This is a genomic window from Halobacillus salinarum, from assembly GCF_022919095.1.
Taxonomy (GTDB): Bacteria; Bacillota; Bacilli; order Bacillales; family Halobacillaceae; genus Halobacillus_B; species Halobacillus_B salinarum.
Genome location: NZ_CP095073.1, coordinates 3180451 through 3205764 on the forward strand (window position 1 = coordinate 3180451; position 25314 = coordinate 3205764).

Annotated in this window: 27 protein-coding genes and 1 pseudogene; 11 read left to right on the forward strand and 17 right to left on the reverse strand. The window is 40.5% G+C overall.

The window, feature by feature from the left end; translation table 11 throughout:
- Positions 1 to 9: 9 nt before the first annotated feature.
- Together hemE and MUN89_RS16470 are read right to left on the reverse strand one after the other, a co-directional pair.
- The gene (hemE, locus tag MUN89_RS16465) at positions 10 to 1047 is read right to left on the reverse strand and encodes a uroporphyrinogen decarboxylase (RefSeq protein ID WP_244708854.1); all 1038 of its coding nucleotides are present in this window, start codon (positions 1045 to 1047) and stop codon (positions 10 to 12) included.
- 109 nt (positions 1048 to 1156) lie between these two features.
- A complete protein-coding gene (locus tag MUN89_RS16470; RefSeq protein WP_244708855.1) occupies positions 1157 to 3364 on the reverse strand; it encodes a transglycosylase domain-containing protein in 2208 nt (735 codons plus the stop codon).
- A gap of 75 nt (positions 3365 to 3439) precedes the next feature.
- Between MUN89_RS16470 and MUN89_RS16475 the strand changes: the two genes are divergently transcribed.
- Positions 3440 to 3946, forward strand: a complete 507-nt coding sequence (locus MUN89_RS16475; RefSeq protein ID WP_244708856.1) for an antibiotic biosynthesis monooxygenase family protein — start codon at positions 3440 to 3442, stop codon at positions 3944 to 3946.
- 174 nt (positions 3947 to 4120) lie between these two features.
- Here MUN89_RS16475 and MUN89_RS16480 read toward each other — a convergent pair whose 3' ends face one another.
- Positions 4121 to 4549: a disulfide oxidoreductase gene (locus MUN89_RS16480; protein WP_244708857.1), complete on the reverse strand. Its 429-nt coding sequence runs from the start codon at positions 4547 to 4549 to the stop codon at positions 4121 to 4123.
- 259 nt (positions 4550 to 4808) lie between these two features.
- Between MUN89_RS16480 and MUN89_RS16485 the strand changes: the two genes are divergently transcribed.
- Positions 4809 to 5246, forward strand: coding sequence for a ferritin-like domain-containing protein (locus MUN89_RS16485; RefSeq protein ID WP_244708858.1), 438 nt, complete (start codon positions 4809 to 4811; stop codon positions 5244 to 5246).
- Between the two features lie 126 nt (positions 5247 to 5372).
- Positions 5373 to 6545, forward strand: a complete 1173-nt coding sequence (locus tag MUN89_RS16490) for a M20 metallopeptidase family protein (protein WP_244708859.1) — start codon at positions 5373 to 5375, stop codon at positions 6543 to 6545.
- Here MUN89_RS16490 and MUN89_RS16495 read toward each other — a convergent pair.
- From MUN89_RS16495 to MUN89_RS16505, 3 genes are read right to left on the reverse strand one after another with little or no spacing between them, the layout of a single operon-like run.
- Positions 6530 to 7252 (reverse strand): EcsC family protein, encoded by a 723-nt coding sequence (locus tag MUN89_RS16495; protein ID WP_244708860.1) that lies wholly within the window; start codon positions 7250 to 7252, stop codon positions 6530 to 6532. The genes MUN89_RS16490 and MUN89_RS16495 overlap by 16 nt on opposite strands.
- Positions 7253 to 7286: 34 nt before the next feature.
- Positions 7287 to 8498, reverse strand: a complete 1212-nt coding sequence (locus MUN89_RS16500) for an ABC transporter permease (protein ID WP_244708861.1) — start codon at positions 8496 to 8498, stop codon at positions 7287 to 7289.
- A complete protein-coding gene (locus MUN89_RS16505) occupies positions 8495 to 9235 on the reverse strand; it encodes an ABC transporter ATP-binding protein (RefSeq protein ID WP_244708862.1) in 741 nt (246 codons plus the stop codon). Before MUN89_RS16505 ends, MUN89_RS16500 begins: the two co-directional genes overlap by 4 nt.
- Positions 9236 to 9385: 150 nt before the next feature.
- Between MUN89_RS16505 and MUN89_RS16510 the strand changes: the two genes are divergently transcribed.
- From MUN89_RS16510 to MUN89_RS16520, 3 genes are all read left to right on the forward strand, one after another.
- Complete coding sequence (locus MUN89_RS16510) at positions 9386 to 9823, forward strand: HIT family protein (RefSeq protein ID WP_244708863.1); 438 nt, start codon at positions 9386 to 9388, stop codon at positions 9821 to 9823.
- A 113-nt stretch (positions 9824 to 9936) separates the two neighbouring features.
- Positions 9937 to 10473, forward strand: coding sequence for a tryptophan transporter (locus tag MUN89_RS16515; protein ID WP_244708864.1), 537 nt, complete (start codon positions 9937 to 9939; stop codon positions 10471 to 10473).
- 152 nt (positions 10474 to 10625) lie between these two features.
- Entirely contained in the window at positions 10626 to 11039 is a 414-nt protein-coding gene (locus MUN89_RS16520) for a YtxH domain-containing protein (protein WP_244708865.1), read from the forward strand.
- A gap of 225 nt (positions 11040 to 11264) precedes the next feature.
- On the opposite strand, the gene MUN89_RS16525 is transcribed toward MUN89_RS16520, so the two are convergent.
- Together MUN89_RS16525 and MUN89_RS16530 are read right to left on the reverse strand one after the other, a co-directional pair.
- Positions 11265 to 12116, reverse strand: a complete 852-nt coding sequence (locus MUN89_RS16525) for an ABC transporter permease (RefSeq protein ID WP_244708866.1) — start codon at positions 12114 to 12116, stop codon at positions 11265 to 11267.
- Positions 12100 to 13301: pseudogene (locus MUN89_RS16530) on the reverse strand (quaternary amine ABC transporter ATP-binding protein). Before MUN89_RS16530 ends, MUN89_RS16525 begins: the two are co-directional and overlap by 17 nt.
- Positions 13302 to 13588: 287 nt before the next feature.
- On the opposite strand from MUN89_RS16530, the gene MUN89_RS16535 reads away from it, so the two are divergent.
- Entirely contained in the window at positions 13589 to 14092 is a 504-nt protein-coding gene (locus MUN89_RS16535; protein WP_244708867.1) for a GbsR/MarR family transcriptional regulator, read from the forward strand.
- A gap of 213 nt (positions 14093 to 14305) precedes the next feature.
- Complete coding sequence (locus MUN89_RS16540) at positions 14306 to 14878, forward strand: HTH-type transcriptional regulator Hpr (protein WP_244708868.1); 573 nt, start codon at positions 14306 to 14308, stop codon at positions 14876 to 14878.
- 43 nt (positions 14879 to 14921) lie between these two features.
- Here the strand turns inward: MUN89_RS16540 and MUN89_RS16545 are convergent, their stop codons facing one another.
- Complete coding sequence (locus MUN89_RS16545; protein ID WP_244708869.1) at positions 14922 to 15254, reverse strand: DUF1878 family protein; 333 nt, start codon at positions 15252 to 15254, stop codon at positions 14922 to 14924.
- Between the two features lie 220 nt (positions 15255 to 15474).
- Between MUN89_RS16545 and MUN89_RS16550 the strand changes: the two genes are divergently transcribed.
- A complete protein-coding gene (locus MUN89_RS16550) occupies positions 15475 to 16023 on the forward strand; it encodes a DUF3267 domain-containing protein (protein ID WP_244708870.1) in 549 nt (182 codons plus the stop codon).
- 284 nt (positions 16024 to 16307) lie between these two features.
- Entirely contained in the window at positions 16308 to 16490 is a 183-nt protein-coding gene (locus tag MUN89_RS16555) for a hypothetical protein (RefSeq protein ID WP_244708871.1), read from the forward strand.
- 44 nt (positions 16491 to 16534) lie between these two features.
- Here MUN89_RS16555 and MUN89_RS16560 read toward each other — a convergent pair whose 3' ends face one another.
- The gene (locus tag MUN89_RS16560; protein ID WP_244713881.1) at positions 16535 to 16618 is read right to left on the reverse strand and encodes a YjcZ family sporulation protein; all 84 of its coding nucleotides are present in this window, start codon (positions 16616 to 16618) and stop codon (positions 16535 to 16537) included.
- Between the two features lie 192 nt (positions 16619 to 16810).
- Here MUN89_RS16560 and MUN89_RS16565 point away from each other — a divergent pair, with 192 nt between their 5' ends.
- The gene (locus MUN89_RS16565) at positions 16811 to 17773 is read left to right on the forward strand and encodes a peptidylprolyl isomerase (RefSeq protein WP_244708872.1); all 963 of its coding nucleotides are present in this window, start codon (positions 16811 to 16813) and stop codon (positions 17771 to 17773) included.
- Between the two features lie 43 nt (positions 17774 to 17816).
- On the opposite strand, the gene MUN89_RS16570 is transcribed toward MUN89_RS16565, so the two are convergent.
- From MUN89_RS16570 to MUN89_RS16600, 7 genes are all read right to left on the reverse strand, one after another.
- Positions 17817 to 18014 (reverse strand): sporulation YhaL family protein, encoded by a 198-nt coding sequence (locus MUN89_RS16570; RefSeq protein WP_244708873.1) that lies wholly within the window; start codon positions 18012 to 18014, stop codon positions 17817 to 17819.
- 52 nt (positions 18015 to 18066) lie between these two features.
- Entirely contained in the window at positions 18067 to 19341 is a 1275-nt protein-coding gene (locus tag MUN89_RS16575; RefSeq protein ID WP_244708874.1) for an MDR family MFS transporter, read from the reverse strand.
- 27 nt (positions 19342 to 19368) lie between these two features.
- Positions 19369 to 20313 (reverse strand): 3'-5' exoribonuclease YhaM, encoded by a 945-nt coding sequence (gene yhaM, locus MUN89_RS16580; protein WP_244708875.1) that lies wholly within the window; start codon positions 20311 to 20313, stop codon positions 19369 to 19371.
- A 104-nt stretch (positions 20314 to 20417) separates the two neighbouring features.
- Positions 20418 to 20996, reverse strand: a complete 579-nt coding sequence (locus tag MUN89_RS16585; protein ID WP_396266039.1) for a GbsR/MarR family transcriptional regulator — start codon at positions 20994 to 20996, stop codon at positions 20418 to 20420.
- 71 nt (positions 20997 to 21067) lie between these two features.
- Positions 21068 to 23566, reverse strand: a complete 2499-nt coding sequence (locus MUN89_RS16590; protein WP_244708877.1) for an ATP-binding protein — start codon at positions 23564 to 23566, stop codon at positions 21068 to 21070.
- Positions 23548 to 24000: an ATP-binding protein gene (locus MUN89_RS16595; protein WP_244708878.1), complete on the reverse strand. Its 453-nt coding sequence runs from the start codon at positions 23998 to 24000 to the stop codon at positions 23548 to 23550. Before MUN89_RS16595 ends, MUN89_RS16590 begins: the two co-directional genes overlap by 19 nt.
- The gene (locus tag MUN89_RS16600) at positions 23990 to 25249 is read right to left on the reverse strand and encodes a metallophosphoesterase family protein (protein ID WP_244708879.1); all 1260 of its coding nucleotides are present in this window, start codon (positions 25247 to 25249) and stop codon (positions 23990 to 23992) included. The genes MUN89_RS16595 and MUN89_RS16600 overlap by 11 nt, the downstream gene beginning before the upstream one ends.
- Between the last annotated feature and the right edge of the window lie 65 nt (positions 25250 to 25314).

Consider the following 25314-nt stretch of genomic DNA (forward strand, 5'->3'; position numbering starts at 1 on the left):
GTTCACCTCTTAGTTCGATTTTGAATAGTTGTGAATTAGGTTTGTCAGCCGTTTTAATGTATCCGGAGAAATGTCCGGCGTTACTCCATGTCCCAAATTAAATATATGAGGCGGGTGGTTTCTGCCTTCATCTATGATCCTTTTTGTTCGCTCCTCGATAACGTTCCAATCGGAGAGTAATAGAGCTGGATCAAGATTCCCTTGAAGTGGTTTTGTAATTCCAAGCTCTCTTGCTTCAGGTATGGAGAGGCGCCAATCCAGACCAATCACATCACAAGGCAAATCTGCCCATTCAGCTGTGAGGTGCCTCGCTCCTACACCGAATTGGATCAGAGGTACATTCAGTTCTTTAAGTTCTGAAAAAATTCTGGTCATGACCGGCTTTATAAACACTCGATAATCTTCTGCGTTCAAATTACCGACCCAAGAATCAAAGATTTGAATCGCTTGTGCCCCTGCTGCTACCTGTGCATTTACATAAGAAATGACCATGTCTGCTAATTTCTCCATTAATAAAAACCAAGCATCAGGACTGCTGTACATCATTGATTTCGTTTTATGATAATTCTTTGAAGGACCGCCTTCGATCATATAGCTGGCCAACGTAAAAGGAGCACCGCTAAAACCAATCAAAGGTACATTAAGCTGTTCTTTCGTCAACAGTCGAATGGTTTCAAGCACATAAGGAACATCGGATTCCGGATCGATGGTTCCAAGCTTTTCTACATCGCTGCGATTTCGAATGGGATTATGAATGACAGGGCCGATGCCTTTTTGGATCTCCACGTCCACTCCGATTGCTGGCAATGGTGACATGATATCCTTGTACAAAATGGCTGCATCCACTCCATAATTCTCCACCGGCAGCCTTGTCACATAGGCACAAAGCTCCGGCTGATGAGTAATTTCAAATAAAGAGTATTTTTCCTTTAATTTTCGATATTCAGGCTGAGATCTGCCAGCCTGGCGCATATACCACACTGGAGTGTAAGCTGTTTTCTCCCCTCGAAAAGCTTTAAGTATTGTATCATTGAATGTGTTCGTCATGATAAAAATCTCCTTTGCTGCCGCTCATATGTCATCCGTTTTCACTATAACGATTTCTCTATTATCTGTATAGAGAAATGAATCGACTGTCACTAGATTGTGCTTTTTTTCACAGTTTAAATTGAAGTGTCGTTTGATTAGAAGGTTCCCCTTCTTTTCCAGTCAGAGGATCTACCGGTACGACATAGTACGTTCTATTTTGAAATACACTAAACACATTGAGGGCAAATTCTCCTTCGCCAGTTACTTCTCCTATCTTAACATCCTGTCCATTTTCCACACGATAAACCCTGTAAATAATGCGTTTGTCACTCGCAGGTGTCCATTTGAGAGTACCTTTAATTAATGAGAGGCCACCGAAGTTGACTTCACTTGTAACGCTGATGTTAGAAGGCAGCTGAACAGGCTTAGGAAGCGGCTTTAGTCCTTTAGGAACGCTAAAAGCATCACTCAAACCTGCCACCCGATCCACATCAGTAAGAATGTCTTTCATTAAACGGGTAGGGTACTCACTTCCTCCATTTAAATAGTACTCCTTCCCAGATTGATCGTACCCCATCCACAAAGCACAAGCATACTCCGGTGTGTAACCTGTGAACCACACGTCTTTATTTTTTCCCTTTACGGTCGGGTGCTGCTGAGTACCTGTTTTTCCTGCTAAAGCTTTTGCATATGCCCCAGAAACGGCCGTACCGTCTTCTACAGTGGTTTTCAGCATCTCGGTCAAATCCCATGCGACTTCTGTGCTGAACACCTGCTTCTCGCTGCTCGTATGACGATGGATAATCTTTCCGTTACGATCCATAATTCTTTGAATCGTGTAGCTTTCCTGCATTTTCCCTTGATTAGCTATACTGCTGTAGGCCTGTGCCATTTGTACCGGTGAGTATCCATTAGACAAGCCTCCCAGGGCAATGGACAAGCCTTTATCCTCTGTGGGAAGATCTAATTCCTTTAGGTATTTTTTCGAAGTGTCAATGCCAATTTCATTTAACAGCCAGACTGCAGGAGCGTTTTTCGATTCCACAAGCGCTTCATATAACGATACGGTTCCGTCATATTGATGATCGTAATTTTCGGGCTGATAGCTGCCATAAGTCTTAGGCTCATCAACAAGAAGCGAATAAGGAACAAAAGCATTTTCCATCAGTGCAGGTCCGTAAACAGCAAGCGGCTTTATCGTCGAGCCTGGCTGATGTTTTCTCAACGTTCGATTGATCTCCCCGTGCTTAAAGTCTCTGCCGCCAACAGCTGCCACTAAAGCACCGTTAGACGTGTCTACGAGAGCAAAAGCTCCTTCTACATCCCCTTTTGAACCAGGCACATACTCCCCGTTTTTCATTTTATTGTAGGCGACTTTTTGAATGGCAGGATCCATTTCTACAATAATTCTGTAGCCTCCTCTTTTCAGCTCATCCCGGGTGATTTGATACTTGTCGGCAGCTTCCTTAATCACTGCGTCTACATAACTGTTTGACCAGGTTTCATCCGATTGCGTTTGTTTTTTTCGCACAGCCAATGTAGAACCCTGCATTTTCAGCATCTCATTGATATCAATCATACCCAGATCCTCCATTCGTTGAAGAACGAGATCACGGCGCTCTTTTGCCTTCCCCGGATGATCAAATGGAGAATAGCTGTTTGGCGCTTTTGGCAGTCCTGCGAGCAGAGCACCTTGAGCGACAGAGAGATCTGAGACATCTTGATTAAAATAGTAGCGGGAAGCTGCCTCAATGCCATACACTCCATCACCAAAATAGATTTGATTTAAGTACTTCCCTAACAACTCATCTTTCGAATAATGCCGCTCCAAATAAATGGCCGCCATCATTTCTTTCGTCTTTCTCATCCATGTCTTATCGTTAGTTAAGAACAGGTTTTTCGCAAGCTGCTGGGTAATAGTACTGCCGCCTTCTACTTTTTTCATAGCAGCGATATCACGATAAACAGCTCTCCCGATCGCTTGGATGTCAATCCCAGCGTGATCATAGTAGCGGCTGTCTTCTATAGCTACAAATGACTGTTTTACATGCTTTGGAATCTTAGAAGCAGGAACTGCTTTACGATTCTTTGCATAAATCTCTTCAATGACTTGTCCATCTTTCGTTTCCACTGTAGTCTTCGAATCAAGAATAAGCTTCTTTTCATCGACGACAAAACTGCCCCCGAAAATAATGATGAGATATCCAATAACTGCTAACACTAAGGTGGCGAGTAAAATTCCGCCGGGCCACTTTAAACGACTTACCCAAGGCGGGAACTTCTCTGTGATTTCTTTCAATTTCAAAACAAGTGCATCCTTTCTAAATAATTCCATAAGATTCGGTTTCCAGCTTGCTAGTTTTCCCCTCTGCTTGCTAAACTAAAATTAATTCAGAAAGGAGACCTCCATATGAAAGTTTCGATGACCAGCGGTACCTCGAACTATTTGGAAAAACTGGCTCAAGAACATCCTGAAGCCCATCTTTTGTTCATGCAGGACCAAGACAAGACCCTTGCTTATCATGAAGGATCAGAAGCTTCCATTTTTGAAGAAGGAAGAGACTATGAAATTGTTGACTCCTCTGGTGAACTTCAAGCTACAGGTTACGTAGTCATGAATAATATCCCTGTCTCCCAGGAAGGCCGTCCAGTATTCGAGGACCGCTTCAAACATAGAGCAGGAAATGTCGAAAACAGAGAAGGATTCCAAGCGATAAAAATCCTTCGTCCGCTCAAAGGCAATACTTATGTAGTCCTTACCCAATGGAGAAACAAGCAGGACTTTGAAGATTGGAAAAACTCCCAGTCTTTCAAGGAAGCCCATAAAAATTCCGGTCCCGAACAAAAACAAAAGCCATCCTTTATTGATGGACCTGCCTATATCACTCAATACAATATGGTTCAATTCGAAGACTAACACTAGAAAAGTGAGCAAGCTGTTACAGCTGCTCACTTTTCTGCCTTTATCGTTCTATATAATTGGCACAGGCAGAATAATGGTACATCAGTTACATCCGGGTGACTGCAGCTTTCTTCTACCCAAATTCATAAATACTAGATCCTTAGTTTTACAGCCTGCATTCCTGCTGAATTAAGACTGCCTGTTCCTTTGTTTCAAGAGTAAACGCGCATGGGTAATAAAGATGATAATAAATCCAATACCAGCTAAAAAGGGAATCGTAATAAAACCAAAGACATTCATATATTCACCATTACAAGGCACAATACCACAAGAGCCACCTGCTGCTTCCAAAGCCGGTACCTTTTGGACGAGGTAGTGATAAATGGATAGCAGCATCCCCATTCCGCTCATGACTATCCCCGGAAATGCGAGACTTATTTGTTTTTTTAATAGCGAAGCACCATAGATAATAACAAGGGGATACATTAATATTCTTTGATACCAGCATAACTCGCACGGAGTGTATCCCAATCCTTCTGAAAAAAACAAACTGCCAAGCGTGGCGATTAAGGCAGCTGCCCACATTAAAAAGAGCAGGTTCTCGTTTTCCTTCTTCATACGTTCACGTTCCTTTCCACTCTCCCAGTGCTATTATACAAGGTATAGAGCGGAAAACAAATGAATAGTGCAAGTGCCTTTAAAAGTTCACAATTAGAAAAATCGACCAAAAAGATATTCATTTCCAGGGAAATAGCCGTTCAAGTGTAAAAACCTCGATAAGGAGGAGTTCTGTCCGCGGCAATTTAAGGTTTAATCTGCAGAGATCGGGGAATATTGAAAAAGGGACAATTCATTATCAGGAAAGGATGTTGTTTTTATGGATGAAAAATTAAAAGCATTAATTGATGGATTAAATGAAGACTTAGCTAATGAGTATGCTGCTTCTATTATGTACACGTATAATGCAGCAGTGGTTTCCGGCCTTTACCGTTCCGCTCTCAAGCCATTTTTCGAAAGTGAAATTGCTGATGAGCAAAGCCACGCTCTTTATTTAGCAGAGAAAATCAGCATTCTAGGTGGAACACCAACGACAAAACCTGCAGAGGTAAAACAGCTTACTGAGGTAAAAGATTTGCTTCAAGAGGCTCGAAATGCAGAATATGATACGATCAAACGATATGAAGAACGGAAACAGCAGGCAGAAGAATTAGGTTTTACTGAGCTTTCAGTTAAGCTCGACGACTTAATCTCTGATGAGACTGGACACATGGAAGAAATTGACCGTCTTCTTCAAGACCCTCGCCTGCACTCCTAATGATTACACATCGTAGCCTGCAGCCATGAATAATGGCGGCAGGCTTATTCATTGCTTTCAATTATCTGAATCCTCTGATATATTGTTATGGATAAGAGAATTGATAACTACAAGGAGGTTCTCATCATGTGGGACAATTTGTTTCAGGCCATCGATGATCAATATGAAAATATGGTTAAAACAAGACGTTATTTGCATCAACATCCAGAAGTATCCTTTCAGGAAACAGAAACTGCTGAATTTATTGCCAATACATACGATAAATTGGGGATTCCTTATGAAAGTAAAGTAGGAGGAAACGGGGTTGTTGCAACCTTAAAAGGAGGTCGTCCCGGTAAAACCGTGGCGTTGAGAGCAGACTTTGATGCCCTTCCTATTCAAGAAGAAAATGAAGTCAGTTATAAATCCAAGCGTGATGGGGCAATGCATGCTTGCGGTCATGATGGCCATACCGCTGCGTTACTAGGTTTAGCAGAAGCCATTCTTCCTTTCAAAGAAGATCTGCCAGGAACGATTATCTTTCTCCACCAACATGCGGAAGAGTACGCTCCAGGTGGCGCAAAACCTATGATCGAGGCCGGAGCTTTAGAAAAAGTTGACGCTGTCTTTGGCAGCCATTTGTGGGCGACCACCCCTTTCGGAACAATTGAAACGTCAAAAGGGCCGTTTATGGCTGGGGCAGACAGATTTGAAATCATTGTAAAAGGTAAAGGCGGGCACGGAGCGCAGCCACATGAAACGAAGGATGCTATTGTTATTGCTGCTCAATTGATAACTTCCCTGCAGCAAATCGTAAGCAGACGGATTAATCCGCTTGACACTGCCGTATTAACGGTTGGAACCATTGAAGCCGGACACTCCTTTAATATTATCGCGGACACAGCAAAACTTGTCGGCACCGTTCGTACGTTTGATGCTCAGGTGCAGGAAGCGATCATTAAAGAAATTGAAAACATCACCAAAGGGGTTTGTACAGCAAGCGGAGCAGACTACGATTATCGATATGAGAAAGGATATCCTCCTGTGATTAACCACGAAAAGGAAGCAGGATTTATTTTAGAGCACACACAGAAAGCTGATTCCGCCCTTACTACCCGGGAGGTGGAACCTGTAATGGCTGGGGAAGATTTTGCTTATTACTTAATGGAAAAACCAGGGGCTTTCTTTTTCACCGGCGCGAACATCCCCGGGCATGACTACCCCCATCACCATCCGAAATTTGATTTTGATGAAAGAGCTATGCCCCATGCCGCCAAAACCTTACTTCAAGCTTACTTAACGACTCAGGAGGAAGAATAAAAATCCCTTAATAACCGGAGACGGCAGCCATTCATAGCCGTCTCTCCCAATTGTGCAAGCAATTTCCCGTTGGCGACATAACCAACAAAAGCCCCTAACCCCGGCACGAGCTGCAACAGTTTAACAAAATCGATTGAATCTCTGTATTCCGTTTGCAGCGTTCTCCACTCAATCTTTTTTCTATCCTCAGGCACATCTTCCCAGTTTAATACCAGCTTTCTTATCCGGTCTTTTTCCTGTTCACTTGAAAAAGCAAGCATAAACAAGTGTAAGAGATACACTTTTTCTTCATAGTTTCTCACATCAAGTCCATACAGCTGCCCCATGTCAAACAAAAACTTCATCTTAAAGCTTAGCAGCAGGGGAAAATCTGCTGCCCCAAGCCAAAAACCTCCAAGGCCAGTTCCTGCCCCTTCCAATGAGGCAAGCTTTTTGTATTGCTTCAGCCGTTCCTTGATTAGCGATTCCCGCTCTTGAAAATTCCAGGACGGGTCTATCTCCAAACGATGAATATATTCAGAAGAAGTTAACGATACTTCTACCATTTTCCGTACACTTTCGGTCACCAAATCATGAATTTTATCAGGGATCCGTTCGTTTATAGAGGTTTGCACACGTTTAGATGTCCGCTTTAGCAGCGGTGGTCTTTTTTCTAATGCTCTGCTCCAGCGTAAAGCTTCTTTGTATACTTGTGACTGATAATCCATAACCGTCCCTCTTTCCACTGATAATTAAAATTGTTCAGGTGAGTTTCTGCTTCACATAACCTTGGACAAAGGCAGCGCTGAATAATACGCCACCTCCCCATACGAACAGCAATCCTAATAGGTTCCACTGAAAGACAAATATCAACCCGAACAGGAAGGTTTGAAAGAATAAAAGCTGGCGGAGCAGCTTGAGTAATGCTGTTTCTCTCCACTCTCCTTTTAACGGATATAAATCAAGCCAGACAATCGTCCGGTGATGATTCCATAACGTCATGAGCTGGAAAGCCGTTAAATAGAGAAATAATAGGGCAAACACTATTTTCATCCAGATGTTGGGAACAAACCAGATGGCGAGCCCTCCTATGACAATGAGTCTAAAATACATCCCTAAATAATCACTGCTCCTGACGAAGGTAATTCGAAATAAGTAAGCAAATGACTGTTCCTGTCTGTAAGAAATCGACGAAAGAAGCAGTTTAACGATTGGATTTCTCTTTTTAACCGTGTTTTTCAAATGCGGGACATCCGTAAACATATTCGCTATTCTATAAAAGGTTCTCATTCTCGCCTGATCCTTGCTGACGAGTAGATCCCAGGCAAGTCCAGCTTTTTTGCTTGCAGTGAAATAGTTGTATAAAATAACGCCAGCAAGCAAAGCCATGACAATAATCGCAAATATCCATTCAGAAGCCGCAAGAAAATAAAAAATGGAAATGTTCAGAAGAAACTTTACTATTCCATCTATCCTTCTGACGCTGGGGTTTCTCTCCTTAAGCATCCACCAGTTTGAAAGCATATTCCACAATTTAATGATAAATACCATACCAATCATTACATAATAGTGGGAGGAATCGTCTGGAAAGGATGCAAAATAAAGCGGCCCAAGAGCAGCTGCAATGAGAAATACGAGATAAAGCTGGACGACAAAGCTATAGTAAAGGCATCTTCTAAAATAGTCGTCCAATTGATATTCAGCCGGGAATAAAAATACAAGATCCGGTTCTTTCAGCAGTGTGCGGACAGGGCTGTAGCTGGCAGCAAACCCAAAGGCAGCTCCTGTTATCCATGCGGTAGGAAAAGAGTCAGGGAGACTGACCAGCCACTGCTGGTAATAATAAGAGAGAGCTGAAATAAAGAACAGCATTGCTACCGCAATATGTCCGTTAAAAATGTATCGTAAATAGCGGCTTGTTTCTTTCAAATGTTCAGAGAAGCGTCTCTTCCAAAATGATTTTGCATCGATCATTGGTTCTCTTCCTTTGTTAAACGGATATAAATATCGTCAAGCGATGCACCGGGGGCTCTAAAAGTATGCTGTAATTCAGAGAGCGTACCCACAGCCCTGATCTCTCCTTCATGTAAAATAACAAATCGGTCGCAATATTTTTCTGCCGTCGCCAGAATATGGGTGGACATTAAAATACCGGCACCTTTTTGCTTCATATCTTCCATTAAGTCCAAATAAGATTGGATGCCTAGCGGATCCAAACCGACAAACGGTTCATCTACAATATATAACTCAGGTTCGATGAGAAACGCACACATGATCATTACCTTCTGTCTCATGCCTTTAGAAAAATGGACAGGGAACCACTTCAGCTTTTTTTCCATGCGGAACTCTTTTAATAAAGGTTCGAGCCGTTTCTTAAAAGTATCCTGCGCTACATTATAAGCCATTGCCGTTAATTCCAAATGTTCATATAGCGTTAATTCATCATAAAGTATCGGCATTTCGGGAATGTAAGCAAGCTGTTGACGGTATTCTTTTGGATCCTGATCAAAGGAAGTTCCATTAATACGTACTTCACCTTGCTTTGCCTGCATCATTCCTATCACATGCTTGATAGTCGTGCTTTTCCCCGCTCCATTGAGCCCAATTAAACCTACAATTTCTTTTGGAAACACGTCAAATGAAATTCCATGTAGTACATTTTTATGAGTATAACCACCGTGAAGACGGTCAATATGTAATAACGGCTGCACGTCAATCCCTCTCTTCGTCTAGGTACATTCTTTCACAAATTTTATCATATTTTTAAACGTGCATGTAATTAACTGCAGAAACAGGTAAGAATCGAGAAAAACGAGCTGATTATGATACAATATTACAAACCATTATAAGGAGTGAGAAAATTGGCACAAGAACAAGATTGTATCTTTTGCAAGATCATTAATGGTGAAATTCCTTCATCCAAAGTTTATGAAGATGAAGACGTATATGCTTTTCTCGATATCAGTCAAGTAACCAAAGGACACACTTTAATTGTTCCTAAGGAACATACGAAGGATATTTATAACACCAGTCCTCAAATAGCAGAGAAGCTGTTTTCACGAGTTCCCCGTATTGCACAAGCGATTAAGCAAACCTACCAGCCCATTGGGATGAATATATTAAACAACAATGAAGAGCCTGCCGGACAATCCGTTTTCCATTTACATATTCATCTGCTTCCAAGGTATGGAGAAGGCGACGGGTTTAAAGCAAAATGGAATGTAAACACGGATGAGTACACGACTGATGACTTGCAGGAGATAGCTGAAAATATCCGCTCCAAGGTCTCTGGGAATTAAATTTTGTATTTGAGCCTGAGTTTGCTATAATGTCTATATATGTCTGCAGACGACTAAAGAGTACGTTCTGAGGCATCATTTTCGAGTAGAGATGAGAAGAGGAGAGAATGCAATTGAATACACGTATATTAACGATATTGTCCTTATTTGTCGGGATTGGAACTGTGCTTCATTATGTGATGCCGCCATTTTTCTTCGGGATGCGTCCTGACATGATGTTAGCCATGATGTTTTTAGGAATCATGCTTTTTCCAAAGCCGCGTTACGTACTTTTGCTTTCCCTGGCGACGGGACTAATTGCTGCTATAACGACCACGGTTCCTGGTGGTCAAGTGGCAAACTTGATTGATAAACCGCTGTCCGCAGCTGTATTTATGCTGTTGCTGCTATCGTTCAGGAAAGGGATGGAATACAAAGCTCTGCCCCCTTTGCTGACAGCTGTTGGAACAATGGTCAGCGGATCGATATTTTTATGTATTGTAATATTTTTATTAGGCGTTATGCAGACAAGTTTCACCGCCCTATTCCTGGCAGTTGTTTTACCAACAGCTGTTTTAAATGGAGGGATCATGCTCGTGATCTATCCCTTGGCTAAGGCATTTATCAGAAGATCACAAATGACTGGTCTGCATACCCCTAAGGCTTCTTAAATATTTTAAACCGGATAAGGCCATCATCCTTAGTGGCCTTATCCTCCTCATATCACCACTGCACTACTTCTGTTTTTTTCTTTAATTTAGGTTTTATCCATACATAATAAGAGAAAATAATAGTACCAGATGGTTACGAAAGGGGTTTTTTTATGGCAAGCGGAAAATCATTGGCACTCGGATTCATTGTAGGAGGACTGGCAGGAGCAGCTTATACGCTGTTCAATACGCCCTCTTCCGGACGCGATTTCAGGGAAAGCGCAAGACTTAAAAGCGAAAACTTGAAAAGTACAGTATTAAGTCTTAAAGAAGACGGCCTCCAGCTCAAAGATCAAATAGCCCAAACTTCCAAAGAAGGGGCAGAGTTGATTAAAGAGCTTTCTGAAGATGTAAAGTCATCAATCGAGAGCTGGAAAAAAACTGTGGAGCCGCACCAAAAAAACATTCAAAAATATTTGGAACAGATTGAAACCAGCTTAAAAGAATTGGAAGAAAAAGCCAAATCAGAGCAAAGTAATGATGACGATACCCAGCCTGGTGGCGGGGCCGAAAAACACCCGGAATAAACAGCTTAATTACTTAAATGAACATACAGCTTGTAGCGGAACGATGTTTCCTACAAGCTTTTTTTAATGTCTAAAGGGCCTTTGACGGGTAACGACTGCCGCAAAAAAGTACAGTCCCGGGATCGGGAATTTCGGACAGAAAAAAGCTTGCAGAAAACCAAAGAGGTTCTCTGCAAGCGGAGGCAAGTAGAACTTACCCAGTTAAGCTAAATAAAGAATGATTACTTATGCATTGTCTCCTCGCTGAGAATTTAAGTTTTGAGTGAAACGGTCGATGATGATTGCCAGGATTACTATTCCAAGTCCCGCAACAAAGCCTGTTCCAACTTCAGCACGCTGAAGACCTGTAATTACTGTCTGACCTAATCCTTTAGCTCCGATCATAGAGGCAATAACGACCATAGATAATGCCAGCATTACGGTTTGGTTAATTCCTGCCATAATCGTCTTTTTAGCCATCGGAAGCTGAACTTTAAAGAGCTTTTGTGTACCAGTGGTACCAAAGGAATCGGAAGCTTCGATTAATTCATGAGAAACTTGACGAATCCCTAAATTCGTGAACCTGACCGTTGGAGGAGTCGCAAAAATTACGGATGCAAATACTCCTGGAACCATTCCAATACTAAAGAAGGCTACTGCCGGGATTAAATAGACAAACGCAGGCATCGTCTGCATAAAATCAAGAATAGGGGTAACGATATTCTGAACAGCTTTACTCTTGGCCATCCATATTCCAAATGGAACCCCGATAATAACTGAAATTAAACTGGAAAAAACGACAAGCGTAAACGTGTACATTAATTCTTCCCAAAGACCCTGATTGGCAATAAACCACAATCCAATGACTGAAAAAGCGAGCAAGCCAAATTTTTTGCCTGTAATAAAGAAGGCAGTTACTCCAACAATGATGATAAACAGCCAAATAGGAATGTTCATCATCCAGTCTTCCGCGAAAGTATCAATAAAATCCCCAAAATCCTGCTTGATAAAATCAAATAAAAACTCAAAAGTATCTGTAGTCCAATCAGTAGCGTTAGATATCCACTCCGCTACTGGAATTCTAGGCATCAATCCCATTAATATTCACCTCACTTCCAGCTAATGCTGCTATAACAGCTCCCCGAACGATAATTCCTCGTAACTTACCATCCTCCACTACCGCTACTGGTACCGGAGAATCATGAATCACATTAAAGATTTCCTGCATTGGTGTATCCTTCTCAACTTTAGGAACATCGGTTCTAAGAATGGATTTAAGATCTTTCTTCTCTTGTTTTACGGCTTCAGACACATCATCAGCAGTTACATAGCCTAATAAATTCCGTTTGACATCCGTTACATAAATGCTTGAAAGTCCTTCTTTTGCCATTCGCTCAAGGGTAGTCCGCGGCCCGTGCTTTTCCATATCCACTGTCTCAGGTCTTTTCATAACGTGCTCTGCAGTAAGCACCTTGGACCGGTCGACATCCTCAACAAATTTCTCAACATAATCGTTGGCTGGATTAACAAGGATCTCTTCAGGAGTACCAATCTGTACGATTCTTCCATCCTTCATGAGAGCAATTCGGTCACCAATTCTTAAAGCCTCATCAAGGTCATGGGTAATAAATAGAATGGTCTTTTGCATAGACTCTTGAAGTTCCAGCAGTTCATCCTGCATTTCTTTTCTTATTAATGGGTCTAACGCTGAAAATGCTTCATCCATCAGCAAAACTTCAGGATCGTTAGCAAGCGCACGAGCAAGCCCTACACGCTGCTGCATCCCCCTGAAAGCTGAGCAGGGAATTGATGAATGTATTCTCCCAATCCTACCATCTCTAAGGAAGATTTGGCTTTTTTGTGGCGTTCCTCTTTATTGACCCCTTGCACTTCTAAACCGAATTCTGCGTTTTCTAAAATGGTTCGGTGAGGAAACAATGCGAAGCGCTGAAAAACCATACTCAATTTTTGACGGCGGACTTCTCTGAGACTTTTCTTATCCATTTTTGCTAAATCCTGCCCATCAATCATTACACTTCCTTCTGTCGGCTCGATTAATCTGTTAATTAAGCGAACGAGAGTGGATTTCCCTGATCCCGACAGCCCCATAATGACAAAGATTTCTCCTTCTTCTACATTAAAAGATGCCCGGTTTACTCCGACAGTATTGCCTGTTTTCTTTAAGATCTCTTCTTTAGATAAACCTTGGTCCAAATACTTGGTAGCTTTTTTGGCGTTCTTACCAAAGATTTTGGACAAGTTTTCAACTTGTATGATCGGCAAATTTCTCACCTCTTGTTTTGGTTTTATTATGGTACGTTTCGTGCGGAAATACTCCTAACGCAAGCAATCACCTTTTATACTGTAACTGATTTGTAATAAAAAGTTCAAATCATAAATTCAGTAAAATAAGTACAAAAATTATGTACAGTTTAAACTGTACAAAGTTTCAAGTGGAGGATACTTTCATTTCCTCACATATACTTTAAAATACTAGCCTTTGTAGTATTTTTGTATTTTTCCTAAATATAGTAATGTTTACACTAGCCTACAGGACGAAGGAGGATCTTATGGGATTGAAAGATCACCGAACGTTAGAAGAAATAAATACCCAGGTCGTTCATCAATTTTCAAAAACGTTGGAAATGTTTGGACTCACCCCTTCCGAAGCCCGTCTTTTTGTGACCCTTTACATCCATCGCGAGCCTATGACGCTGGATGAAATGAGTGAAGCCATGGAAAAAAGCAAAACCTCAATGAGTACGGGAATCAGAAGCTTATTAGATCAAGGACTGGTGGAAAGAGTTTGGAAGAAAGGATTCCGCAAAGATTATTTCAAAGCAGAGGATAATTTATATAAATCGTTTATGACTGCTTATATCCAAAAGTGGCTGGATGCCACAAATCAGCAGCAAACAGCTTTAGACCTTCTTGAAAAACAATTGGAGAAAGAAGATCAAAGCACACGAAAAACCTCGGAGAAAGCTGACAAACTATTTGAAAAGATTGAGCACATGAAGCATTTCCACCAATTAATTTTTAAAGCTTTTGAAGACCTGGAACCAAACAAATAAACCTCCTTGAACCAGTGCCGTGTAAGGATTTTACACGAACTGGTTTTTTATTTTAAAATAGTATATACACACATTATTCCTTGAAAATTTTCAAAACAATAATAATATATAACTATAGCCAATATATTTTAGTTAACTCGGTGTTTACTAATTTGGGTAGTATTACTGAACGATTGAATGATCAAACTCCAAACCCGAGAGAAGGTGTGGTTCATGAAAGATAAAATTTCAAAGCAAGAAGCCATTTTTTATAGTCATAAGATGGCCCAGCTTTCTAAAGCCTTGTGGAAAGCAATTGAAAAGGACTGGCAGGAATGGATTAAACCTTTTAAGCTCAATATTAACGAGCACCATATTTTATGGATCGCTTATCATTTGAAAGGGGCAAGCATTTCGGAAATTTCCAAGTATGGAGTTATGCATGTATCTACAGCATTTAATTTCTCCAAAAAATTAGAAGAACGGGGCTTGCTTCAATTTTCTAAACGGGAAAATGATAAGCGTAACACTTATATCGAACTGACCGTGGAAGGGAACGAGCTGCTGGAAGCAACACTTATAGAATACAACCCAGATGACAATTCAGTGCTCCGAGGATCAATGCCTATGACTGAAATGTATGGAAAACTTCCTGAATTTTTGGATCTATCTGCTTTAATTAAAGAAATTTATGGAGACGAATATATGGAAATTCTGGAACGCTCTCTTGAAAATATTGAAGAACAGAACGTGGAAGAAAAGCCTACTGATCTCGAAACCTATAAGAAAAAATCAAAGTCTTCATAATTAATATTTTCCTACCCCATTGATTTATTGAGGGTAGGTTTTTTTATGGTCTCGAAAGCTGGAGAAGCTTTGCCGCTAATTCAGGATAAATCCTTTCCTCATACAAGGCAATAAGTGCAGGGGTAACAGACAGCTTATAATTTAACATCCCCGCAAAATGAAGAAGGAGGCCGCTATGGTCTACAAGGCCGAGTTCCTTGTCTTCTTCATAGATAGCATTAAGCTCGTCCAATAAAAGGAGCGTATCCTCATATTCCTGTCTGTCTAGATTTTGTTCAATAATCATCTTTGTAAACGAATACCCTTTCAATTCTCCTGTTTTCAATAATAATTGAACGTGAAACTGACATGTTTCACAAGATATTTTTCTCTCCACTCTATCCTCTCCAATTGCTGATGTGACAGGTCTTGTCCCCCTAATAAAACTTGCTTTTAATCTCCAAAAAAATTTTTATGGAAAACCTATTGCTTTTTCTACAAAAACATACTATTATTCCTCTTGTGCAAGACAATTACTATCGATAACTCAGTACTAATATCATAACGATAATCATGCATAAATCACAGTATTTTTTGGCGTAAAGGGGGATTCTTCGATGAACTGCTGGAAGACAATTAACATCAATAAAGAATTCGGTCTGAACCGTGTATATCTAATGTCTTTTCTAACTGGACTATTGTCCTTTCTCTTGCTATATATTCCATTTTCCATGATTCATGGAACGCATACGATGAAAGATCATGGAGTATTGCCAATATTAATCATCCTGCTTTTTTTGCCAACTATGCATCGGTTAATGCATATTTTACCATTAGTTCTCTTTTATAAACGGCTGAAGGTCAGGTTTAGAGTTAGAGGTCAAATGGTTCCGACTTTCACTTATCAATGCAAATCAAAGATGTCAAAACACACCTCGATTGTCATGGCGATGGCACCTACTTTTCTGCTGACCGTCCCAGCATTATTCATGAGCTGTGTATTTCCAAATCATTATGCTTATTTTGTGTTATTTGCAGCAGTGAACATCGGATTTTCCTTTACTGACTTCCTTTATTTGAACCAATTTATTAGAGCTCCTCGCCGCTGTGTCATTGAAAATGCCAATGACGGGTATGATATTCTGATCCAGCAGCGTAAAGCATAACTTTCTGCAATTAATAAATTCATGAGGTCACAGCCATAAATATAGAAGACCGTCGAAATTTCGACGGTCTTTTTATTTATCATGGTTTATTTAGTAATCCAAAGTTGTATGCAATTGGGCTTAGGTCTTTTACTGACCCTGAATCGGTGCATGAAAAACTTTAGGGCTTGTCTTCCTTTCCTTTTTGTGCCGTCTGGTTTTCTTTCGTTCTTTGTAGTTTATTCTGTTCAATCTTCATAAATTTTGATAGAGTAGTTCCATAGGGAATAAAGGAGGTTCTTCATGTGGCTTATGGATTTATCATATACGCGCTATTTGTATTGTTTGTGTTTAACTCTCTCACTCATTCCTTATGTTTGAAAACGAAGATGTCCACAGAAAAACAAACTCGCGTATTTAGGACGATTAATGTCCTAATCACCATACTCCTCATTTCGTCCTATGTGGAAGTGCTGAATTCATTATAAAAACAGGCCTGGGGAACTTAGCCCTGGCCTGTTTTTAACTTATTTTACAACCATGCAGCTCCCACAATGATGAGCAAAATAAAGAGAACAACGATCAAAGCAAAACCGCCACCGTATCCGTAACTCACTTTCTCACCCCCCTCGCTGCATTCATAAAGTATCTTATGCACGAAACTCAAAGTCGGATAGGCAGGTGCCCTTCCTTGAATTATTTTTATTAATCTGTGTGGAATAGTCGAGGTAAAATATGTTATATTAACTCATGGGCTGTATTTAAAACCTCTACGTCAATAAATGAATTGTTTAGGAGTGTACATCAAATGAAGAAAGTGTTGATTAGTGCTGCACTGGCAGCAAGTGTATTTAGTTTATCCGCCTGTTCTTCCAGCGGCGATGATTCAAAAGTAGTGGTTGAAACGAAAGATGGAAATGTTACAAAAGATGAATTTTATGAAGAATTAAAAGACAAGTATGGCGAGGAAATCCTTCAGAAAATGGTCATGATGGAAGTCCTTTCTGATAAATATGATGTTTCCGATAAAGCGGTGAATAAAGAACTGGAATCCTTGAAAAAGCAATATGGGGATCAGTTCCAAATGGTTTTACAGCAGAGCGGTTTCTCAAGTGAAGATGAATTTAAAAAGACTATTCGCCTGAGCCTGCTTCAAGAAAAAGCAGCAGGGGAAGACGTGGACATAAGTGAAAAAGAAATGAAAGATTATTACGAAAAAATGAAAACTGAGATTCAAGCCAGCCATATCCTGGTATCCGATGAAAAAACAGCGAAAGAAGTAGAGAAAAAGCTTAAAAATGGAGGAGACTTTACTAAATTAGCTAAAGAATACTCCACAGATACCGGCTCTGCCAAAAAAGGCGGACAGTTAGGATATTTCGGACCTGGCAAGATGGCTCCAGAATTTGAAAATGCCGCCTATAAACTCGACAAAGGTGAGGTCAGCGAGCCTGTTAAAACTCAGTTTGGATACCATATTATTAAAGTTACGGACAAGCGTAAAAATGAAGATGTAAAACCTTATGATGAGGCAAAGTCAGAAATCAAGCGGACGTTGATCAGCCAAAAAGTTAACCAGCAGCAGCTGCAGTCTAAAATAGACAAATTAATGAAAGACGCTGATATTAAAGTAAAAGATGATCAGTTTAAGGATCTTTTTAAAGAACCTGAATCTACATCTGCTTCTACAGGAAGCGATTCTGAGTCTGATAGTGGTTCCAGTTCAGATTCGGACAGCGGTTCTGATTCTTCCAGCGACTCAGATAAATAATCAGCATTAAAAAAATCCAGGTGAACTGATTCACTTGGATTTTTTATGAGTTTAATGTGGCTCGCTGCTTTTCACGTTTTTCCTTTTCCTCTTCCATTCTTTTCAAATACACTTGTCCTTCTCTTTCAATGTAATGCTGTTCCATTTTATGCTCAGCTCTAAATGCTCGAAAGGCCATATACCCGCTAATAAAAATGAAGATGATACAAAAGAATACCCAAATTGGAATACCGAACATCATGGTTTGCGCCTCCCTGTCCCATTTGCTCTATCGTATGAGAATAGAAGAGAATTTATGAATATTCTTCCACTTCAGCTTCTTTTATTTGCCCCTCTTCAACCGTCATTCTTCCATAAACGAAAGCACTTACAAGTGCTAAGAACCCGAGAATCAGGAAGGTTAATTGATAGCTCGTATAATTAGAAATGATGAGACTTAACGGAGCAAGCAGTCTTCCTAACGTAAAGCGTAGAGAAGCGGCAGAAAAGTAGCGCCCGCGCATATCGGCAGGAGCTAGTTTTGAAATAAAACTTTCCTGTATCCCTGCTACCATTAATTCCGCTAAAGTAAAACCGCCCATTGCCACTATGAATAACCAAAGATTTTCCGACCACCCATACAACACAATGGATACCGTATAAGCACAGCAGGAAAGAATAAAAACTTTCTTTTCCCTAAAACGATTCATCCACTTCGTAATACTGACCGTAAACAGGGCAACAAGCAGCCCATTTTCTGCTAGAATGATTCCAAAAGCTTTCTCTCCAGAAACCTTCCAGCTCCATTCTCCTATACTTAGTACGGTTTGTTCATGTATCACTTCACTCGTATAGACGGCGATCAATATATCGAGCTGCATAAATGTCTGGGCGACCAGAACCCCCGCAATGATAAACAACATAAAATTGCGGTCTTTAACGATCAGATGATAATCACTGATCTCTTTCCAAATCATTTGTTTCCAGCTTCCTTTTTTGAATTCTTTTTCCCTCCTTGTTAAAGTTTCATTTAATTGGGAAGAAAGAACCCAGGAAAGCATGAGAGTCAAAAACATCCCCGTTACAAGCATTTCAAATCGATAGGTATAAAAAATATAACTCCCTATGATCGGCCCAACAACAACCGCGATGTTTAAAGCTGTATAAAACACAGCGAATACATTAGAGCGGTGTTTTTCCTCTACTACATCCGCTACCATCGCATGAGAAGCCGGCCAATACAACGCCCCGAACACTCCCAGCAGACTAAAGGCAGCAAACGTTAACATTGGGGAGCTGAGCCAAGGAGAATTAACAATAGCAAACAGACCAAAGGATAAGCTTTCCCCTAAGGCAGCATAGACCATCATTTTTTTTCTTCCGAAACGATCGGCACAAAACCCGCCAAACAAACTGGCTACTACTGAAAAAAACTGCGAGAGGAATAACAAGCCGCCTGCAGAATCTTTACCGAAGGATTTCTCAAAGTAAATGGTCATAAAAGGGAAAAACGACCAGAATAACAGGTTCATTATCCCCTCTCCGTATAATCGTATCTTTAAATTTCGGTTCCATTCTTTCCATTTCATCTCTATTTCTCCTGATCAGTCAGCATCTTATTTACTAAAAGCAGGCTTATAAAACGCCCTTTGTTCCAATGAATACATTTTTTCAGTGAATTCTCCTGGATTTGTTTTCGCAAGTGCCCGATTTAACATATTCATCCTTGCGTCCATCATGTCTATATAGTGAAGAAGTTCCGCTTCCCGAACAAGTGGAGGTTTGGGACTGCCCCATTCCTGTCGGCCATGATGACTCAATATCATGTGCTGAAGAATCGTTACTTCTTCCCCCTCTATTTGAAGCTCTTCTGCAGCCGCTTTAATTTCTTCACTCATTATGGATATATGACCAAGCAGTTTCCCTTCCACGGTATAGGATGGGGATGTATGATTGGAAAGTTCTCTAGTCTTTCCCAAGTCATGCAGAATAATGCCTGCATACAGCAAATCTTTATCCACTTCTGGATACAATTCAGCTACGCTTTTAGCTAAATTCAACATAGAAACGATGTGATGTAAAAGTCCCGAAATATAGTTATGGTGATTGCGAACTGCAGCAGGATAATGGATTAATTCCTCCTGATGCTTCTTAACTAAATGCCGTGTAATTCTTTGTAGATTCGGATTTTTCATTTCAAATACAGCTTCCGTGATCCGGTCCATCATACTTTCTTTATCAAGCGGAGCCTTCTCAATAAAATCCGCTGCTTTTATACCATCCGTGGATTGGGCGGGACGAATGCTGTGGATTTTCAATTGAGGTTTACCGCGGAACTGGCCGACTTCCCCTGAGACTTTTACGATCTCTCCTTGATGAAACAATTCTTCATCTTCAGCACTTGCTTCCCACAATTTTGCGTCAATTTCTCCTGTTCTATCTTTCAGCATTAACGATAAAAACGGCCGTCCGTTACTCGCAACTCCTTTGTTAGCATTTTTTATGAGTAAATAGTGATCGAAAGCTTCCCCTACTTGATAATGTCCAATTCCTGCTTTCATTAATGCTCCCTCCTTGTTCAAAAAAAAGCTGCCCCTGGAATTCTTTATAATAAACACACAGATGCCTATCGTAAAGGGCCAGGAACAGCCATTCTCATGCTCTTTCATTTCTCTTCTTCATTTTGATCAATTTTCGGTACATACCTGAAAATTTCACCAGATTCGACGACATGAATAAATTTCATCAGCCAGCGGTAATAATTTTGAGCGTAACGAAGCCGCTCTACATCCTGATCTATTCTATCCTTCAAAGTCTGGTCCGATGTTCTTTCCTGAATTTGAACAAGTTCCTGAATAGCTTCATCGGCTTCCTCAATATTCGTCTCGGTATGGTGCCTCCATTTGCTTCCAAATAATGAAGTAAATGATTTATACCAATCTTCTTCTGATTTATATAAATCTTTACGCACTCCTTTTTTGAAGGAAGGCTCAACCATCTTCATTTCAGATAATGCACGTACACCTGTCGACATGCTTGTCTTGCTCATTTCCAACGCTTCCCGCATATCATCCAGTGTCATGGGCTCATCTGAAAAATAGAGCACACCGTAAAGGCGCCCAATTGAAGGGGTTACTCCGTAAAGATTCATATTCTTAGCTATAACTTGAATAAACTGTTCAATTGTATCTTCGTACCTAGTCCAATCTGGATTGAGCTCTTTAGGCAATGGATAACCCTCCATTTGCTATATCATGTAGAATCTTAAGATATTTTATCATTAAAATAACGAAGATGCGACCTTCTTAACAAACATTATTTCAACGTTTGCAGAGCCGATCCACGGACATAGTTAGAAAGGTCCTCTCTAAAAGAAAATAAAATGACCTGGTGTTTTTCCTGAAAGCGGTTAAGCACCTGAAGCATGTTCGTTAATCTCGTTTCATCAAAATGAACAAATGCATCGTCCATAATAAAAGGAAGTCCTGTGGTGTCAGCTAAAACTTCGCCAACAGCCAGTCTAAGTGATATATAAAGCTGATCATTTGTTCCTCTCGACAGCTCAGATACGATAAAAAAACGGCCGTTAGTATCTTCTGCCACTAAATGCTTCTCGTTCTTATTTAGATGAATATTCATGTATTTCCCTGAGGTCAGCGTTTGAAAATAAGAGGAAGCAATGGTAATGACCTGGGGCAGATATTTATTTTGGTATACTTTTTTAGATTTAACTAACATGTTTAATGCCGTTTCATAAACTGCCCATTGCTTAGATAATTGATTTAAATAGTTTTTTTCTACTTGAAAGGCGTGTCTATACTCTGAATGCTTATCAGAGTTTTCCAAATAAGATAAGGAATGTTTAACTTCAGCAAGAGACTCATGTAATTCCATTCTTTTCTGTTCCAATTGGTTTAACTTATCTTCCCGCTCTTCCACCTGAAACTTGAGAGTGGATTCTTTAGGGAGGTTCTCCCAGTCAATCTCCCGCTGCTCCTCCATGGTTAACAATTGATCAAGGCGGCCTTTTAAATCGTTTTCTCTTTCTGCATTCGACCTCTCCTGCTCATAAAGACGGGATTGTTGATAAAACGCTTCTTCATTGTCTGCCATAGCCCGGGCAAATAATTCCTGACGTTTCTTTACTAAAGGAATACTTTTTTCTTTTACCTTTTTCAAAGCTTCCTTATCCTGCAATTCTTCCTGAACAAGTGTGTGGAATTGCTCTTCAAGCCTTTCGCAGGACTGAACCCATTCTGAAATATCTGTTAACAACTGGAAAACGCTTTGGCCATTTCTTTCCCACTTGTTAAGGGATTGAAACGTTAACGCGTCCTCTTCAATTTTATTAATAAAATTTTGCAGCGCATTGATCTCTTTGGAAATTTCTTCACAGTCCTTCTCTTCTGCCTTTAACTTTACTAAGATGTGATAAAGCTTTTCCCAATAATTAATATCCATTCCGACTAGAAAAGGATAGCGTTCCTCCTGTTCATGTATTCGAGCAAGCTGCTTTCTTTTCCTTTGCAGAAGCTGCTCTCTTCGTTCTTTTAAGCGCATTCCCTTTTGACGTTCTTCATTCCAGCGGTCCTGCAAAAAAAGCCATTCAGGTTCCAGTCTTTCATGCTCCTTTAACTTTTCCTTCATGGCAGCCAATGATTCTTTCCCGCCCGAATTGACGGAGGATGGTTTTCTTTCTTCCACCCAATTATTCAGCTCATAAACAGAACGCCTCATCACAATCCCTGCATACATGCAAATAAAAGATAAGGATACACCGATAATAAAAAATAGCAGGCTGCCATAAACCACACTAGCTGAGCTTCCACCTATTAAAAAGAGTACAGCTGCAGTCCACCATAAATATACGTATTGCCTCCGTGTACTGATCAGTTGTTTCCAGCGTGCCAAATCAGCGTCAGCTGCGCTGCTCCTCTGAACCTCATAAGCGTTCTGTAAAGCTGCGTTATATTCTGAGATTTGTTGTTGATCAAGCAGGTTTGTTTCAATTTCATTTAACCTGGTTTGCAGTTCCTGCTGATGGTTCTTTTGATCTTTTTCCTCCTCTGTCAACCTTTCCTCTTCCAGTCCAATGGCCGCTTCTGAATGTTTAATTTCTCTCCACGTCTCCTCTAAATAAAAAGGAAAATGATAGTCTTTCAGCTCATTCAGAGTTAAACCATGTTCAATCCCTTGTAATTTCTCACGCATCTCTTCCTGCAATTTCCCATTCGACAGGGTCAGTTGCTCAACTTTCTCAACTGCCTCCTCATAGGAAGAAAGATCATTGCTTATTTGTTTCGCTTCAGCCAAATGAGTATAGGTTTGAAGTTTTTCTTTGACCTGGGCTATGGCAGTGGTCTTTTCCTTGATTTGTTTCTTAAGCAGCTGCTCTTCACTTTCTAAGGGAAGGAGCAGCTGCTTTAACTGTGCGTATCTTTCTTTTCCTTGTTCAGGAAAGGAAGGTATTTCGGTATCATTTCTCTGTCTACGTAACTCATAGTATTCATATATAATTGGCAGGACCTTCAATAGTTGAGAAGTACGGTGACGGGCAAAAGTCAGATCATTCACTTCTTTAGTAACAGATTCAATCTGCGCTTTTACATTTTCCTGCTTTTCCAAGAGGGTTTGATAGCCGGCTTGTTCTGCCTCCGCCTGCTTCCATTGTTTTTCAGCTTCTTTTACTTTTTGAAGCTGTCGATTGATTTGAGGATTTCGTCCTTTCGGCTTAAAAAACTCATCACGCTCTTTTGCAAGCCATGTCTCCGTTTCGTAAATCTGCTGTGATCCTGTCAAACCGATATCAAGCAATACATCCCCAATTGCTCTCCAGTCATGCTGCGCAGCTTGAGTAAATCCTCAGAATTAAATGTATAGATCGATTCAAATGCACTTCGTGTCAAACCACTCAGGAGTCTGCTTAAAAATTCCTCTCCCCGTTCTTCACCATTGGAGAGTATGCAAAGCGCTTCTCCATTTCGCTTATCGTGAACTCGTTCAATAATCACTCGTTCATCTACAACAGCTGAGACGATGAGCCTGCCTCCCATCGGTCCTCCCGTTTTTGGCTGATAGAACTCTCTCTTTTTAGGAGGAAGACCAAATAGAATAAATAAGAAAAATTGTTGGAGTGTAGATTTACCAGCTTCATTCCTGCCCGAAATGACGTTGAACTGGGGATCGAATGAAATGGAAAAATCACGCCATTTTCCAAAACCATATACCGTTGCTTCCTTAACTCTCATCGTCAGACCCTCCAGTCTTAAGCAACCGGCTTAACGTAGACTGTTTTACCTCTTCAATTAATTCTGCTTTATCTTCCTCCGTAAGTGGATAGAGATAAGGATAGAATTGCTTATGCTTATACAAAGAAGCGAGCCATTCTTCCCATTCAGTATCCGTCAACTCTTCAATCCCTCTTAAAAACTCACCGCTGATATGACGGCTCTTCCGAAGCTTCTCTTCATCATAGCTTGGCAGATCGATCACTTTTACATTCATAAAATAAACCCAGGAATTTTCCAATTCTTCCTCTCGATTAGCTTCTTCTACCCAGGAATCGATAAGCCCTTCTGTTTTCCAGCGCTCTAAATTTCCCGAATCTCCTTTTAAATACAATGTTGCCAGTACTTTAGAATGCAAAGATTGCAATTCTTCTTTCGTATGAAGAAATAGAGTTTCAAGGTCCTGGGGCTTTTCCAGACCTCTGCAGTCGATAATCGTTTCTTCAAACAGGATCGACTGCAGAGGGAGGAATGTAAATTCCCATCCATTATGGCTGAAGTCGACAAGGTAAGCTCCTTTCACCCCTTCTTCTTTTCTTGAGCGTCCTTGAATATTTCCAGGGTATAGGACTGGAGGATCTGAGGAAAGAAAATGGCGGGCATGGATATGACCAAGCGCCCAATAATCCATGAATTGCCGGAACAACTCTTCCATTAGAAAAGGCGCGTAAACTTCATGTTCTCCAGCATGAGAAAATAAACTCCCATGCAGCATCGCTATATGTATGACTTCGTCTGCAGTTCTCTTAAACTCATGAACTTTATTATCGGTAACTCTTTGCTGGACATAACTGAAACCAAGAATATTTGCAGCGTGTCTGCCGTTTTTGTAAAAAGGAACGCTTTGTACTGATTCATCTTTAAAAACAACAACATTCTCCGGATAATCTATGGGGTACTTCGTTCCATTCATAAAGTCGTGGTTACCATGTGAAACAAAAACTTGAATGCTTTCTTTTTCTAACTTTCGAAAACCGTTGCGAAGATGAATTTGTGCTTTTAAACTGCGTGATGCTTCATTAAACAGGTCTCCTACGATAAGAATGAAATCAACTTTCTCGTAAATGGCTGCCTCAATCAGGCGGTCAAATGCCTCAAAGGTACTCTTTCTCAACTGTTCGACAATCTGCTCAGGCAGATGACTTGTATGAATAAAAGGACTATCCAAATGCAAATCTGCACTGTGAATAAACCGTAGATCACGCCCCATACGCATGCTCCTTTCTTAAAGGTAATTTTACCAAAAAAAGAGAGCGAATGCACGTTCGCTCTCTT